This window comes from Pseudomonas sp. S2_A05 (assembly GCF_054668485.1).
In genome coordinates this window covers 5,416,468-5,432,118 of the sequence record NZ_CP162775.1, presented here as the reverse complement: position 1 = coordinate 5,432,118, position 15,651 = coordinate 5,416,468, and the positions used below count along the sequence as shown (strand labels likewise).

10 protein-coding genes are annotated in these 15,651 nt (G+C 61.8%); 8 read left to right on the top strand and 2 right to left on the bottom strand.

All coding sequences use genetic code 11. From position 1 onward, the window contains the following. Positions 1–20 precede the first annotated feature (20 nt). Both AB4O12_RS24565 and AB4O12_RS24560 read left to right on the top strand, forming a co-directional pair. Positions 21–2,141, top strand: a complete 2,121-nt coding sequence (locus AB4O12_RS24565; RefSeq protein ID WP_460059854.1) for a TonB-dependent copper receptor — start codon at positions 21–23, stop codon at positions 2,139–2,141. Between the two features lie 150 nt (positions 2,142–2,291). Further along, positions 2,292–3,665: a PepSY-associated TM helix domain-containing protein gene (locus AB4O12_RS24560; protein WP_460059853.1), complete on the top strand. Its 1,374-nt coding sequence runs from the start codon at positions 2,292–2,294 to the stop codon at positions 3,663–3,665. Between the two features lie 51 nt (positions 3,666–3,716). On the opposite strand, the gene AB4O12_RS24555 is transcribed toward AB4O12_RS24560, so the two are convergent. Next, positions 3,717–7,262: a hypothetical protein gene (locus tag AB4O12_RS24555; protein ID WP_460059852.1), complete on the bottom strand. Its 3,546-nt coding sequence runs from the start codon at positions 7,260–7,262 to the stop codon at positions 3,717–3,719. Further along, on the bottom strand, positions 7,226–8,722 hold the full coding sequence (locus AB4O12_RS24550) for a DUF4329 domain-containing protein (protein ID WP_460059851.1): 1,497 nt from the start codon (positions 8,720–8,722) through the stop codon (positions 7,226–7,228). Before AB4O12_RS24550 ends, AB4O12_RS24555 begins: the two co-directional genes overlap by 37 nt. A 162-nt stretch (positions 8,723–8,884) precedes the next feature. On the opposite strand from AB4O12_RS24550, the gene urtA reads away from it, so the two are divergent. The 6 genes from urtA (at position 8,885) to AB4O12_RS24520 (ending at position 15,535) form a co-directional block, all read left to right on the top strand. After that, complete coding sequence (gene urtA, locus AB4O12_RS24545) at positions 8,885–10,150, top strand: urea ABC transporter substrate-binding protein (protein ID WP_460059850.1); 1,266 nt, start codon at positions 8,885–8,887, stop codon at positions 10,148–10,150. A gap of 214 nt (positions 10,151–10,364) precedes the next feature. Further along, on the top strand, positions 10,365–11,867 hold the full coding sequence (urtB, locus tag AB4O12_RS24540) for an urea ABC transporter permease subunit UrtB (RefSeq protein ID WP_460059849.1): 1,503 nt from the start codon (positions 10,365–10,367) through the stop codon (positions 11,865–11,867). Continuing rightward, on the top strand, positions 11,867–12,946 hold the full coding sequence (gene urtC / locus AB4O12_RS24535; protein ID WP_041480690.1) for an urea ABC transporter permease subunit UrtC: 1,080 nt from the start codon (positions 11,867–11,869) through the stop codon (positions 12,944–12,946). The genes urtB and urtC overlap by 1 nt, the downstream gene beginning before the upstream one ends. Beyond that, positions 12,943–13,812, top strand: coding sequence for an urea ABC transporter ATP-binding protein UrtD (gene urtD / locus AB4O12_RS24530; RefSeq protein WP_016771888.1), 870 nt, complete (start codon positions 12,943–12,945; stop codon positions 13,810–13,812). Before urtC ends, urtD begins: the two co-directional genes overlap by 4 nt. Positions 13,813–13,952: 140 nt before the next feature. Further along, positions 13,953–14,651 (top strand): urea ABC transporter ATP-binding subunit UrtE, encoded by a 699-nt coding sequence (urtE, locus tag AB4O12_RS24525; protein WP_016771889.1) that lies wholly within the window; start codon positions 13,953–13,955, stop codon positions 14,649–14,651. A gap of 44 nt (positions 14,652–14,695) precedes the next feature. Next, positions 14,696–15,535 carry an urease accessory protein UreD gene (locus tag AB4O12_RS24520; RefSeq protein ID WP_460059848.1) on the top strand — a complete coding sequence of 280 codons (840 nt, stop codon included), beginning with the start codon at positions 14,696–14,698 and terminating at the stop codon, positions 15,533–15,535. Positions 15,536–15,651: the final 116 nt, after the last annotated feature.

Below are 15,651 nucleotides of genomic sequence, written 5' to 3'. Positions count from 1 at the left end.
ACTGTTCGATGGAAATTGTCATGTCCAGGTTTACTGCTGTCCCCTGCGCGGAATCTGCCCGCGCGCACTTTGCCCTGAATGAATCGCGGATTCGTTGCAGGCACGCTATTGCCGTCCTTTGCGGCGTACTGCTGACTCCGCTGGCGCTGGCCGACGATCACGCTGGCCAAGAAAATGAATTGAGCCCGACGGTGATCACTGCCATCGCTCCAAGCTCACCACTGACGATCGTCACCAACCCCAAGGATCCGCGCCAACCGGTGCCGGCCAGTGACGGCGGCGATTACCTGAAGACCATTCCCGGCTTCGCTCTGGTGCGCAATGGCGGCACCAACGGCGATCCGGTGCTGCGCGGCATGTTCGGTTCGCGGCTGAACATCCTCACCAACGGCAGCATGATGCTCGGCGCTTGCCCTGGCCGGATGGACGCGCCGACTTCGTACATATCGCCGGAAACCTACGACAAGCTCACGGTGATCAAAGGTCCGCAGACTGTCCTGTGGGGGCCGGGCGCATCGGCCGGTACGGTGCTGTTCGACCGAGAGCCGGAGAACTTCGGCGAACTCGGCACGCGCGTCAACGCCAGCCTCCTGGCGGGCTCGCATGGGCGTTTCGACAAGGTTGTCGACGCCGCTGCCGGCGGTCCTCTGGGTTACGTGCGAGTCATCGGCAACACCGCGCATTCGGATGATTACCGCGATGGCAACAACGACATCGTCGCCTCGCGCTACGACAAGTGGAACGGCGATGTCGCACTGGGCTGGACGCCGGATGCTGACACCCTGATCGAGCTCACCGCCGGCAAGGGCGATGGCGAGGCACGGTATGCCGGGCGCGGCATGGACGGTTCGCAATTCCTGCGTGAAAGCCTCGGCCTGCGTTTCGAGAAATCCAACATCAGCGAGGTGCTGGAAAAACTCGAGGCACAGGTCTACTACAACTACGCCGACCATGTGATGGACAACTACACCCTGCGCACGCCCTCCGGCACCGGCATGATGGCGGGACCCATGGCGTCAAACGTCGACCGTCGGACCCTCGGCGCGCGGCTCAAGGCGACCTGGCGCTGGGCTGATGTTCAGCTGATCACCGGCCTCGACGCACAGACCAACGAGCACCGTCAGCGCAGCTCAATGGGCATCGATACCTACAAGGACCTGCCGTACAGCAAGGACGCCGATTTCCACAATTACGGCGTGTTCAGCGAAATGACCTGGTACGCCGCCGAGCGTGATCGCTTGATCACTGGCGCACGGGTGGATCGCGCCTCGGCCAAGGATTACCGGCAGACCACCGGGTCGGGGATGATGTCCCGCCCCAACCCGACCGCCGACGACACCCGCGCCGACACCCTGCCCAGCGGCTTCATCCGTTACGAGCATGACCTCGCCGACAGCCCGACCACGCTCTACGCCGGCCTCGGCCATGCGCAACGCTTCCCGGATTACTGGGAGTTGTTTTCGCCCAAGTCCGGCCCGGCAGGATCGGTCAACGCGTTCGACTCGATCAAACCGGAAAAGACCACGCAGTTCGACTTCGGCGTGAACTACAAGAGCGCCGACCTCGAAGCCTGGGCCTCGGGTTACATCGGTGTGGTACGCGATTACATCCTGTTCGACTACACGCCGGGAATGATGGGCATGAGCACCTCGCGCGCCGAAAACATCGACGCGCGGATCATGGGTGGCGAACTCGGTGCTGCCTACAACCTGACCGACAACTGGAAAGCCGATGCGACCCTGGCCTACGCCTGGGGCAAGAACAGCAGTGACGGCTCGGCATTACCGCAGATGCCGCCGCTGGATGCGCGCTTCGGCCTGACCTACAGCGAGGCCAAGTGGAGCGCCGGCGCACTCTGGCGAGTGGTCGCCGCGCAGCACCGCATCGACGCGAACAAGGGCAACGTGGTCGGCAAGGATTACGCCCAGAGCTCCGGCTTCGGCGTGTTCTCGCTCAACGGCGCGTACCGCATCAACCAGCACTGGAAGGTCAGCAGCGGCGTCGACAACCTGTTCGGCAAAGCCTACGCCGAGCACCTGAATCTGGCCGGCAATGCCGGGTTCGGCTATCCGGCCAACGACCCGCAAGCAATCAATGAACCGGGGCGCACGCTCTGGACCAAAGTGGATATGAGTTTCTGACACCAACACCTACCCATGCGGGAGCGAGCCTGCTCGCGAAGACGGCGCCACGGTCGGCATTGATATCGACTGAACAACCGCTTCGCGAGCAGGCTCGCTCCCACAGGTAAACAGACAACGAAAAGAACCAAGCCAAGCGGAGCACACGTGATGCAAAAGCCTCAACCCAATTTCTACAACCTGGCCTGGCGCTGGCATTTCTATGCCGGGCTGTTCGTCGCGCCGTTCATGGTGATGCTGGCCCTGACCGGGATCATTTATCTGTTCAAACCGCAGCTCGATTTGCTGATGTACAGCAGCCTGCTCCAAGTACCGGCCGGGCACCACACAGTGCCGGCCGATGACTTGCTGCAACGGGTGAAAGCTGCCTATCCGCAAGGCCAGGTCACTCAGTACCTGCCGCCGGTGAATGCCGAGCGCAGCGCGCAATTCGTGGTGAAAAATGCAGGTCACGAACTCAACGTGTTCGTCGATCCGTATCACGGCGACATCCTCGGCGAGCAGGATGCCAAGCAGAATCTGCAAGCCATCGCCCGTGCGATCCACGGCGAATTGATGATTGGTACGGTCGGCGATCGGCTGATCGAAATGGCCGCTGGCTGGGGCGTGGTGCTGGTGGTCTCGGGGCTGTTTCTGTGGTGGCCGCGCGGTCAGGCGGCGGGGATTCTATGGCCGCGCCTGAGCAGTCGCGGTCGGGTGTTGTGGCGCGACCTGCATGCGGTCACCGGGTTCTGGGGCGCAACATTGCTGCTGGTGATGTTGCTCAGCGGCATGACCTGGACCGGTTTCTGGGGCAAGCAATACGCGCAGGTGTGGAACGTGTTTCCAGCCGCCATGTGGGACAACGTGCCGACCTCCGACATCGAGGCACGCAGCCTCAACAGCGCGACTCGCCAGACCGTGCCGTGGGCGATGGAAAACACACCGATGCCGATGTCCGGCGACCACGCCGAACACATGAATCACGGCAATGCCCATGCCGGTCCCGCAGCACCCGAAGTCAGCCTGCAGGATGTGCAGAACATCGCCAGCGAACGCAAGGTCGAGCCCGGCTACAGCATCACCCTGCCGACCACCGCCACCGGCGTGTTCACCATTGCCGTGTTCGCCGATGACCCGCGCAACGACGCCACCCTGCACGTCGATCAGTACACCGGCAAGGTCCTCGCCGATGTGCGTTTCGAGCACTACGGCACCGTTGCTCGCGCCACCGAAATCGGCGTGATGCTGCACGAAGGCAAGATGTTCGGCACCTTCAACCAGATCGTCGTGCTGCTGATCTGCCTGATGATTCTGCTCAGCGCCGTCAGCGGTGTGGTGATCTGGTGGAAGCGTCGGCCTGAAGGCAAATTCGGTGTGCCGCCGCTGCGCCATGACCTGCCGAAGTGGAAAACCGGCGTGGCGATCATGCTGGTGCTGGCGGTGGTGTTTCCACTGGTGGGGGCGTCGCTGGTGGTGGTCTGGTTGCTCGACCGGTTTCTCGTGCCCCGACTTGGCCAGCACGCCGCGCAGGTGCAGCGTTGATGTGACGGGCGCGGGCCGTTTCGGCGGCCCGCGCCTGTTCATTCATTTCATTTACAACTCGTCGCGCAAGCGCACGGTTCCGGGTGTCGGGGACTGCTGACGACGGCTTCGCCAGGTAGTGTTCATGCGGCCGGTCTGGCGCCAGTAATAACCGCCGATCAGCACCCGAAACTCACCCAGCGCCATAAGCCGCGAAAGAAACTCTCCAGGGCTCAGCCGGCTGACCCAGCGTCCACCCTCGAAAGTGGCTGAGCGGGTCAGCAACAGATCTCTTTCCGCCCTTGAATACACAGGTGTGTACTTGAGCAGCACATCGTGCGGTGTTGAATAGTAGTAATGCAGGATATGCAGGCCTTTTTCCGTGGGTGCATGGGTGTGCGCATGCACCAGCGAAGGCGCAGCGTAATTGGCATAGACCTGATCCACGTCCGCCGCCAGCGTGGTGTTGCCCGAGACATGCAATTGATGGGTGGCCATCACCGAGTAACCCTCGGGGTAACGCGGCGCCGGATCGCGCCAACTGACAGCCGGATCCGCAGCGGTACGCAGTATGCGCAACAGCGGATTGTCCTCGTTGGCCAGATACACGATCGGCTCAAGCGGAACGAATCGAAGGCTGGACGGGTTCGCCAGAATCGCACTCTCATAACCGGTGCCTATTACCGCCTGGCTGGCTACCCGCCCATGAACATGGCAGGCGGCATCATCGGGATGATGAAAGACCGGTCCCAGCGCTGGCGCCGGATGCTCGCGCCAGCGTTGCTCACTGGACACCTCGGTCAGCCGTGGCTGCCAGCGTTCATCCACCAGACCATGCCGCGACCAGTATTCACTGGTTTCAATCACCTCAAGTCGGCCGGCATGAGCCATCCGTTGGACATAGTCGACAAATCTGAACTTACCGCTGGCAATGCCCCGCTCATCGACCGCCGCTTCCACCTTCGACACAAAGGCATTGGGGCGCAGTTGCACTTGCCCGAACTCATCGTAGAAAGTGCCGGGCTCGAATGCATGCAGTTGCAATTTCAACAACGCGCCATCGGCGCAGGAGAAGTAGATCGGCCGGTAACCCTGGGGCGTGTTGGCCCAGGCGCAGGCTGCCTGGACATCGTTGGGCAGCAGAAACCAGTGCCGTACGTCGTCCGGCCGCGCGCCCAGCGGTGGCAGCGCTGCTCGCAAGTAAATGGCGTTCAGACTGAAACCTGACGGCAGCTTGCCCTGCTCGAAAACCCGATCCAGCGCCAACCCCGAACGCTGCACCGCAACTGGCAAAGTGGACACGAACAGGCCCTCGGGGCCGTTCAAGAGGTAACCGAAGGTCTGCGTCCCCCTGCTCAAGGAGAGTTGATGAGCGTAACGCGCGGCAGCGTCTGCCTGGATGAACAGCGGGCTGCAGACCGGGCTGCTCAACGCCTTGTCATAATCTGCGGCCGGCAACAGATCCCCGGTGTACGGTGCCCACTGGATTATCTGGCGCGGTTGCCCCCAGATCTCGCTGGCGGCGACCACCCACAGACGTCCGGCCCTGGCCAGATCGTTCACCCATTCGACGGGTTTCAATTGCCGATCGCGCAGGCGCTGTCTTATCGCTTTTGCATCGACGACGGACAGCCGCTCGCCCTGATCAAGCAGCTGCGAAAGCAGTTCGGCTTGCGGCCGATAGCCAATCACCGCGCCATCCGGACAGAACAGGTATTCATCCCGTGGGGCGGGTGTATAGCGAACCAGCGAACCGTCCGCCGCCACCCGGTATTCCTCTTTGATGCCGCGTTTGTTGAACGCCGACTCCAGCACCTCGACCGAAAACACGTTCTGGTACACCTGCTTTTGCACAGGCGCCAAGACCAACGACACCTCTTGGGCGACGCGCGAGCGGTACCGCGCCACGATGCGACAACCCGCAGGAAACAATCCGGCGGCGCGACTTTCCTCAGGGCAGATATCGGTGAAATCGAAATCCTCATGGCTGACTTCAACGGGCACTGTGGCGACGTAGCGCTTATCGACCGTCTCCAGAATCAGCCCGCCATGCACCCTGTCGGTCACCAGAGGCACGAGTGTCCCGGCGTGGACGGCCGCGTCGTCAGCCGTCAGAAAAACCGGACCGAGCCGGCGCCGTTCGAGATTTGCGTACGGTTGCCAGGTGGCTGGCACCAGCCCCGCTCGGTCCCAGCACAGACCGGTGCGCATGACGGACAGCTCGCCGCTGCTGGCGACCTCATGGATAAAGTCGGTCGGTAGACGGTTGCCAGCGGCCAGATCGCTTTTGATCTGTTCAAGCGTGCGCTGGGACGAGGCGTCATGAAACAGCTTGCTGGACTTGCTCCACGCATATTTGAGCAACGCACCATCGCGCACGGCGATATAAAGCGCTGCGGGAACGTCCGGCACCATGACCGGGCGCCGGCCACCGTAATACATCGAGGCTGTCAGGTGGTCCGGCGAGATGAAGTAATGCGCCAGCCATTCATCCGGGCTTTTCGTCGGATCACCGGCTCGTTGCGACGCATAAAAATTGCCGTGCAGTTCGAAGCCCTCGGGCAACGCATGCCAGGGCTCTGAGGGCAGGTCGGCGAAAACCGAATCGAGCCTGAACAGATTTTTGCCTTGATCACTGACGGGCACCAACTCGGTAGCCACATACTCTGGCCGGCTCTTGTGCCTGAGAATGAAGCCGAAGTATGCGCGCGTTTCGCCCTGTAGACGAAAGTCCCCCATGCATCGATCCCGTGCAGCCTCATCCGCCGAGGGAAAAATCGCGCCGAATGCCACACCTTCCAGGCGTTTCCAGGGCAACGGCAACGTCAGCGGCGGCAACGGTATTTGCGGCTGCGGGAGTGGCGTGGGTTTGGGCAGGATCGGCTTGTCTCTGTCCGGCTGGGGATACAGAAGCGGCGGCAGTTGCACCACCGGCAACTGCGGCACGGGCAAAGGCGCGGGCGTGGTGCGCAGCGACCAGGTAGCCGGCACCCGCCCGCGATAGCCCCACAGTTCATTATCGATCAGAACCGTTAAACGTCCGGCCGCTGCCTGTTCACGTATGAAGTCCTGCGGGCGTTTACGGCCGCTGTCCAGTTCCAGCGCCAGGGCGCCCGGATGCTGGCGCGTGCCCAGGCGCCGAGCCAATTCCGTGGAGCCCGCAGATCCGATGACCTCATACCTGACGAGACTGTCCGGCGCCGCGCTGACATACAAGGCAATCTCGTCGAGCAGGACTTGCCTGACCTCCGCCACACTCAACATCTGCAAGCTCACAGCCGCTTCCTGATACGCCCAGCCAAAAAGCTCTGCATCCACCGGCAAAAGTTGCGACATGGCAATGTGAGAGACGTAACGGGCGTGCAGCGCATGGTCTTGGGGAAAGACCGGACGCCCATGATTGTCCATCGGATAAAGCCTGCCCTGACTGAGCGTGTCGATATCTCCCGGCAACGGTTCGGTCACCACGAAACGCTTGTCGCTGCGCTGAAAAACATACCCGGCGTACGGTTTGTCACGGCGCAGGCCGGCGAGTTCATGGGCATGGCGCACGGCATCATCGGCGCACAGAAAAGCGCCGCTCAATCGCGGCCAGGGAAATTGGCGAAGGGTTGCCATTGCAGATCCACCGGCCCCAGATGCGCCCACAGCGCACTGCCGCGCACGACCTCCAGGGTGCCAGCCAGTACCAGCATCGAGACAAATGCGCGGGTATCCAGTGTGCCGGCCAACAGCCTTGCCTGCAGACCATTGTCACCGACCGTGCCGTCCGACTGCGTAACGCTCAGTGCCGCTTCGATCGAATCGCCGCTGAAGCGGTACTTCAACATCGCATGATCCTGCGCCCGCATGTATAGCGACAACGCATGCCCTGCTTTCGCCAGATGTTTGCTGCGGGCATTCGCTTCGATAGCGACGGCGATCTCCCGGGGCGTGAAGAAGTTCTCGTAGAGCCACGGCTGAGCGGGTGGAAACTGCGCAGGGTCGGGCCGCGAGGCGAAGTAGAAACCCTCCAGCAAATAACCCCTCGGCAGCTGCAATTGCCCTTGGGCATCAACCGGAAATATTCGCTCAGGATCCCATGCAGCCAGTCCGGCCGGGCGCGCATGGGTGGCGACATACTCCTCGCCAATCAATTTTTTCAATATCAGGCCCGTCGTCTGTGCGCCTCTGGATTTCAAGGCGGCAAGCACGGCGCGTTCGGCATTGACGCATACCCGGGTCATCAGCGGCAGTTCGGTGACCGCACCCTTTGAAAACGACGCCCCGGCCTTCCAGTCCGCAGGTACGCGCCCCACCGAGTAGCTCCAATCGGCATTCGAAACAATGACTTTGAGTTCACCCACGGTCGCCAGCTTGTTGATCACCGCCATCACGTCATAGGCCCCCGCCGGATGGCCCGACGGCCCGCCGGACTGCTGCCAGAGGAAGTAGTCGCGTTCCTCGGGCGAGCCGCTCGAGACGTATTTGAGCAAGCTGCCATCCGGGCCTGAAAGGTAAGCGCTGCGGAAAAAATCCCGCGCCGACACATCGCCAATGAAATCGCCGCCTGAATAGAAGCTCATGAACAGCCTGAGCAGGGTTTCATCCTGACGCCGATTGCCATTGCGGAACTGGTCATGTATCGGCGGATGGCTGTGTACGCTGGCGATACATCGGTAGCCCAGCGGATGGAGCATGCCGCCAAGGGCATCGGTCTGCACGATCGTGCCGAAGTCGAAGTGGGTGGCTTCACCTGCGATGGGAGAGGTGGCGAGGAATTTCCCGTCTGGACGCAGCAGGACCACGCTGCCGTATTCTTTTTCCGGGTTGAGTGGAATTCGTGTGTGCACCCAATAGGCGGCGTCTTCTTCAGTCAGAAAAGCCGGGCTCAGTGGGGGCAGCTTGAACGTTGCTGAAGAACTTGCGGTACGACCGGATCGGCCTGAGACATGACTCATAAAAACCTGCGCTGAGAATCGGATGAGCAACTGAGTGTGGCCCGTCGGTTTTCTCGAGCTGTGGTACAGGGTTATCGCTTTTGTATCCGCATCTAAGCGCCAGCGGGCGCCCCAATCTGGCGCAACTCGACGCACCATCGCCCGCCTGCCGTCCCCTCCTGGTGCACGGTTTCAGCGCGCAAGCGCTCTGGCACGACATTTTCTTGCCTGAACGCGACCGGGCACAGCCTTTGCAAAACACACCTTCAGTCGTCCGCATCTGCCAACCAGAAAAAATCGAATGTTCATGGAGATCGCACAATGAAGCGTCGCAGTTTGATCAAGGCTTTCACACTCACGGCATCCATTGCCGCGATGGGCATGACCTGGACTGTCCAGGCCGCCGAGACCATCAAGGTCGGGATTCTGCATTCGTTGTCCGGGACCATGGCGATCTCCGAAACGTCGCTCAAGGACATGGCGCTGATGACCATCGACGAGATCAACGCCAAGGGCGGTGTGAACGGCAAGATGCTCGAGCCGGTGGTGGTCGACCCCGCTTCCAACTGGCCGCTGTTCGCCGAAAAGGGCCGACAGCTGCTGACCCAGGACAAGGTCGCGGTGGTGTTCGGCTGCTGGACCTCGGTATCGCGTAAATCGGTATTGCCGGTGTTCGAAGAGCTCAACGGTCTGCTGTTCTACCCGGTGCAGTACGAAGGCGAAGAGATGTCGCCGAACGTCTTCTACACCGGCGCCGCGCCGAACCAGCAAGCGATCCCCGCCGTTGAATACCTGATGAGCGAAGAAGGCGGCAGCGCCAAGCGCTACTTCCTGCTCGGCACCGACTACGTCTACCCGCGCACCACCAACAAGATCCTGCGCGCGTTCCTGCATTCCAAAGGCGTGGCCGACAAAGACATCGAAGAGGTCTACACGCCGTTCGGTCACAGCGATTACCAGACCATCGTTGCCAACATCAAAAAATTCTCCGCCGGCGGCAAGACTGCCGTCATTTCCACCGTCAACGGCGACTCCAACGTGCCGTTCTATAAAGAGCTGGCCAACCAGGGCCTGAAAGCCACCGACGTACCGGTGGTGGCGTTCTCGGTCGGCGAAGAAGAACTGCGCGGCATCGACACCAAACCGCTGGTGGGCAACCTCGCGGCGTGGAACTACTTCGAGTCGGTGGAGAATCCTGCGAACAAGAAATTCGTCGCGGACTGGAAAGCCTATGCGAAGAAACACAACCTGCCGGGTGCCGATAAAGCCGTGACCAACGACCCGATGGAAGCCACCTACGTCGGCATCCACATGTGGGCGCAGGCGGTCGAGAAAGCCAAATCCACTGACGTCGACAAGGTTCGTGAAGCACTGGCCGGGCAGACCTTTGCTGCGCCGTCCGGTTACACGTTGACCATGGACAAGACCAATCACCACCTGCACAAGCCCGTGATGATCGGCGAAATCCAGAGCGACGGGCAGTTCAACGTCGTGTGGCAGACCGAAGGCCCGATCCGCGCGCGACCATGGAGCCCGTTCATTCAGGGCAACGACAAGAAGCCGGATTATGCGGTGAAGAGCAACTGAGGCGAATTCAGTTTTTGAGGCGAGCATGAGACTTCCCCCTCACCCCAGCCCTCTCCCTCAGGGAGAGGGGGAAGGGAGCCGATCTTCATGCTCTTCAGACCCTGAGTTCGACTCGAGTTCGCAGGTCGCAGCACATCGTCCAGACACCTCGGTCAGTCCCCTCTCCCTCCGGGAGAGGGTCAGGGTGAGGGGGCGGTTGAACAGGACACCACTAATGCCCACTGCCATACACCGCGTACTTCTCGCCATAGCACTGTTGCTGCCACTCCTGGCCCACGCCGGCGACGCCGAAGACTTCGTCGCGGCCAACCCGATGCAACAGGCCAAACTGCTGGAAGCCTGGGCCGCGCAGCCCGATCCGGCGCGTATCGAGTTGCTCAACGCCCTGCAACAAGGCGAACTGACGATCGACGGCCAAGCGAAAACCCTGCGCCTGAACAATCGCCTGCGGGGTCTGATCGACACCGCAATGGCCAGCCATCAATTGCTCGCCGCTGACAGCAAGATCCGTCTGGGCGCCGCGCAGCAATTGCAGAAAAGCGCGAAACCCGCGCAGCTGAAATTTCTCGACCGGCAACTCGCTGGGGAAAAAGATCAAAGCGTGCATGCCGCCTTGAGCCTGGCGCTGGCCAATCTGCAACTGGTCGACAGCGACCCGGCGGTGCGCCTCGCGGCGGTACGTCTGCTCGGTGAAACCGGCGACCCGCTGGCACGCACGCGTCTTGAAGGCCTGCTGGAACCTGGAGTGGAAAGCGATGCCGGCGTGCGTACCGCCGCTGAAACCAGCCTCGCTCAGGTCAAGCGCAAGCTGCTGATCGGCGAAGTGCTCGGCCAGGCCTTCAGCGGCATGTCGCTGGGCTCGATTCTGCTGCTCGCGGCCCTCGGCCTGGCGATCACCTTCGGCCTGCTCGGGGTGATCAACATGGCCCACGGCGAGATGCTGATGCTCGGCGCCTACTCGACCTACGTCGTGCAGTTGATGTTCCAGCGTTACGCGCCGCAAGCCATCGAGTTCTATCCGCTGATCGCGCTGCCGGTGGCGTTTTTCGTCACCGCCGCCATCGGCATTGCGCTGGAGCGCACGGTCATCCGCCACCTTTACGGTCGGCCACTGGAAACCCTGCTCGCGACCTGGGGCATCAGCCTGATGCTGATCCAGCTTGTGCGTTTGTTGTTCGGCGCGCAGAACGTTGAAGTCGCCAACCCGGCGTGGCTGTCCGGCGGTATACAAGTGCTGCCCAATCTGGTGCTGCCGTACAACCGCATCGTCATCATCGCTTTCGCCCTGTTTGTGGTGGTACTGACTTGGCTGCTGCTGAACAAAACGCGTCTGGGCCTCAACGTCCGCGCCGTCACCCAGAACCGCAACATGGCCGCCTGCTGCGGCGTGCCGACCGGGCGCGTGGACATGCTCGCCTTTGGTCTCGGCTCGGGCATCGCCGGACTGGGAGGCGTGGCGCTGAGCCAGATCGGCAACGTCGGTCCCGACCTTGGCCAGAGCTACATCATCGACTCGTTCCTGGTGGTGGTGCTCGGCGGCGTCGGCCAACTGGCCGGTAGCGTGCTCGCCGCATTTGGCTTAGGCATCGCCAACAAGATTCTCGAACCGCAGATCGGTGCGGTGCTCGGCAAGATCCTGATCCTCGCGCTGATCATTCTGTTCATTCAGAAACGTCCGCAAGGCCTCTTCGCACTGAAAGGACGGGTGATCGACTGATGAACCAGCCTCTGTTAGTCACGGCCACACAAAAGGCCGGGCCGAAAGTCACGCTCGCGGTCGGCGGGGTGATCCTCGCGCTGCTGATCGTTCTGCCGCTGCTGTCACTGCTCGCGCCAGACAATGCCCTGCACGTCTCGGCCTACACGCTGACCTTGGTCGGCAAAATCCTCTGCTACGCCATCGTCGCTCTGGCGCTGGATCTGGTCTGGGGCTATGCCGGCCTGCTGTCGCTGGGCCACGGCCTGTTCTTCGCCCTCGGCGGTTATGCGATGGGCATGTACCTGATGCGTCAGGCCGCCGGCGATGGCTTGCCAGCGTTCATGACTTTCCTGTCGTGGAGCGAATTGCCGTGGTACTGGACCGGCACCAGCAGCTTCCTCTGGGCCATGTGTCTGGTGGTGCTGGCGCCGGGGTTGCTGGCGCTGGTGTTCGGCTTCTTCGCCTTCCGTTCGCGGATCAAAGGCGTGTATTTCTCGATCATGACCCAGGCCCTGACCTTCGCCGGCATGCTCCTGTTTTTCCGCAACGAGACCGGTTTCGGAGGCAATAACGGCTTCACCAATTTCCGCACGATCCTCGGCTTCGGCATCACCGAACCGGGCACCCGCGCGGTGCTGTTTCTGGCCACGGTGTTGCTGCTGGTGGCGAGCCTGTTCATCGGCTGGCGCCTGGCGCAAAGCAAGTTCGGTCGGGTGCTGACGGCGTTGCGTGATGCGGAAAACCGTTTGATGTTCTGCGGCTACGACCCGCGCGGTTTCAAGCTGTTCGTCTGGGTGCTGAGTGCGGTGCTGTGCGGTCTGGCCGGAGCGCTGTACGTGCCACAAGTCGGCATCATCAACCCCAGCGAAATGTCGCCGACCAACTCGATCGAAGCGGCGGTGTGGGTCGCCCTTGGCGGGCGCGGCACGCTGATCGGGCCGCTGCTCGGCGCCGGCGTGGTCAACGGCATGAAGAGCTGGTTCACCGTGGCCTTCCCGGAATACTGGCTGTTCTTCCTCGGTGCGCTGTTCATCGTCGTGACGTTGTACCTGCCCAAGGGCGTGATCGGTCTGCTGAAGAAACGAGGTGAACAATGAGAGTCACAGCGAGTGCTGAATTCATGCTGGAGCCGGCGTTTTTCCCCGTGGAACCGAACAAGGACGAAGGCACCAGCCGCGACTCGATCGGCCTCGGCCAGCGCGTCGGCCCGGGCCTCGATACGCGTCACGGCACGATCCTCACCCTGGAGGACATCAGCGTCAGCTTCGACGGCTTCCGTGCGTTGAACAATCTCAACCTGTACATCGGCGTCGGCGAACTGCGCTGCATCATCGGCCCCAACGGCGCGGGCAAAACCACGCTGATGGACGTGATCACCGGCAAGACCCGGCCCAGCCATGGCAAGGCCTGGTTCGGCGAAACCCTGGACCTGACGCAGATGAGCGAAGTGCAGATTGCCCAGTCCGGCATCGGCCGCAAGTTTCAGAAGCCAACGGTGTTCGAAGCCTTGAGCGTGTTCGAAAACCTTGAGCTGGCGCAGAAGACCGACAAGTCGGTGTGGGCCAGTTTGCGTGCACGCCTGAGCGGCGAACAGAAGGACCGCATCAGCGAAGTGCTCGAGACGATTCGCCTGACCACCTCGGTCAATCGCCAGGCCGGCCTACTGTCCCACGGCCAGAAGCAGTTTCTCGAGATCGGCATGTTGCTGATGCAGGACCCACAACTGCTCCTGCTCGACGAACCGGTGGCGGGCATGACCGACGCCGAAACCGAGTTCACCGCCGAGCTGTTCAAATCGCTGGCGGGCAAGCATTCGTTGATGGTGGTCGAGCACGACATGGGTTTCGTCGGCTCGATTGCCGACCACGTCACGGTGCTGCATCAGGGCAGCGTTCTGGCGGAAGGCTCGCTTGAGCAAGTGCAGGAAAACGAGCGCGTGATCGAGGTCTACCTCGGCCGCTGAACATTGCGAATACAAAACCTGTGGGAGCGAGCCTGCTCGCGAAAGCGGTGCATCAGGCGATGAACATGCTGAATGTCACACCGCATTCGCGAGCAGGCTCGCTCCCACAGGGTTCTGTGTGCAACAGAAGGAATTCGAACATGCTGCAAGTCGACAAGCTGCATCAGTACTACGGCGGTAGCCACATCCTGCGTGGCCTGAGCTTTGACGTGAAGGTCGGCGAAGTGACCTGCCTGCTCGGCCGTAACGGCGTGGGCAAGACCACCCTGCTCAAATGCCTGATGGGCCTGCTGCCGGCCAAGGAAGGTGCGGTGAACTGGGAAGGCAAACCGATCACCACGTTCAAACCGCATCAGCGTGTGCATGCCGGTATCGCCTACGTGCCGCAGGGCCGTGAGATCTTCGGGCGCCTGACGGTAGAAGAAAATCTGCTGATGGGCCTGTCACGGTTTCCAGGCTCAGAAGCCAAAGAAGTTCCAGGTTTCATCTACGAACTGTTCCCGGTGCTGCTACAAATGAAGCAGCGCCGTGGCGGCGATCTGTCCGGTGGTCAGCAACAGCAACTGGCGATCGGCCGCGCATTGGCCAGCCGCCCGCGCCTGCTGATTCTTGATGAGCCGACCGAAGGCATTCAACCGTCGGTGATCAAGGAAATCGGCGCGGTGATCAAGCAGCTCGCGGCGCGCGGTGACATGGCGATTCTGCTGGTCGAGCAGTTCTACGATTTCGCCGCCGAACTGGCCGATCAATACCTGGTGATGTCGCGGGGCGAGATCGTCCAGCAGGGTCGCGGTGAAAATATGGAGGCCGAGGGTGTACGCGGGCTGGTCACGATCTAACGCGCCGGTCTAATCTGTAGCTTCCTAACGATAATCACAAAACCATGAATTCGATTGTTGCACCTGCCCTGTTTACCCCGAGCTGGCACGCCGAGCTGGAACTGGCCTACGCGCGTTTCGGCGACTGCACGCGCCCGGTCATGCGCCGCCACCTCGGCCCGCTGCGCGTGCAAAAGCATCTGTACGCCGAAGGCCCCGAGGTCTGCCAGCACATCATCGTCCACCCACCGGGCGGAATTGCCGGTGGTGATCGGCTCGATATCAGCGCGCGCGTCGAGCACAACGCCTGGGCACAGATCACCAGCCCCGGCGCCGCCAAGTGGTATCGCGCGGGCGGGCCGGCGTATCAGCAGCTCGACTTGCAAGTCGCTGCCGGCGCGACCCTGGAATGGCTGCCGCAGGAAACCATCGTCTACAGCGCCGCGCAGGCCGAGTTGGCCACAACGATCGAGCTTGAAGGCGATGCGCGGCTGTTCTACTGGGACGTGGTGGCGCTCGGTCGTCCGGCCAGCGGCGAGCGTTTTGACCTCGGGCATTTTCAGGCGCACCTGGATATCCGCCGCGATGGTCAGTTGCTCTGGCACGAACGGCAGCGCATTGTCGGTGCGGACGGTTTACTCGACTCGCCCATCGGTCTGGATGGCAATCCGGTGTTCGCAACGATGCTGGTCACCGGTGAGATAGACGGCGGGTTGCTGGAGCGCTGCCGCTCGCTGGGGCACGAAGTGCGTGGAGACTTGACGCAGTTGCCGGGGTTGCTGGTGGCGCGGTGTCTGGCCGGTGAGGCGTTGCTCGCCCGCGCCTGGCTGATTGATTTATGGCGACTGCTAAGGCCTGCGCTGCTGGGCCGCGAAGCTATCGCGCCAAGAATATGGAGCACCTGAAACCCCGACCCTCACCCCCCGCCCTCTCCCGGAGGGAGAGGGAGCCTGACCGAGTCGTCTGAAATGAATTTATCTGCCTGAACGAATATTGCTGACTGAATTGGCCATTGAAAACA

Coding starts and splice junctions, on each gene's coding strand:
- urtD (WP_016771888.1), top strand. CDS start 12,943: ATGAGAGTCACAGCGAGTGCTGAATTCATGCTGGAGCCGGCGTTTTTC.
- urtC (WP_041480690.1), top strand. CDS start 11,867: ATGAACCAGCCTCTGTTAGTCACGGCCACACAAAAGGCCGGGCCGAAA.
- urtA (WP_460059850.1), top strand. CDS start 8,885: ATGAAGCGTCGCAGTTTGATCAAGGCTTTCACACTCACGGCATCCATT.
- AB4O12_RS24555 (WP_460059852.1), bottom strand. CDS start 7,262: ATGGCAACCCTTCGCCAATTTCCCTGGCCGCGATTGAGCGGCGCTTTT.
- urtE (WP_016771889.1), top strand. CDS start 13,953: ATGCTGCAAGTCGACAAGCTGCATCAGTACTACGGCGGTAGCCACATC.
- AB4O12_RS24520 (WP_460059848.1), top strand. CDS start 14,696: ATGAATTCGATTGTTGCACCTGCCCTGTTTACCCCGAGCTGGCACGCC.
- urtB (WP_460059849.1), top strand. CDS start 10,365: ATGCCCACTGCCATACACCGCGTACTTCTCGCCATAGCACTGTTGCTG.
- AB4O12_RS24565 (WP_460059854.1), top strand. CDS start 21: ATGTCCAGGTTTACTGCTGTCCCCTGCGCGGAATCTGCCCGCGCGCAC.
- AB4O12_RS24560 (WP_460059853.1), top strand. CDS start 2,292: ATGCAAAAGCCTCAACCCAATTTCTACAACCTGGCCTGGCGCTGGCAT.
- AB4O12_RS24550 (WP_460059851.1), bottom strand. CDS start 8,722: ATGGTGCGTCGAGTTGCGCCAGATTGGGGCGCCCGCTGGCGCTTAGAT.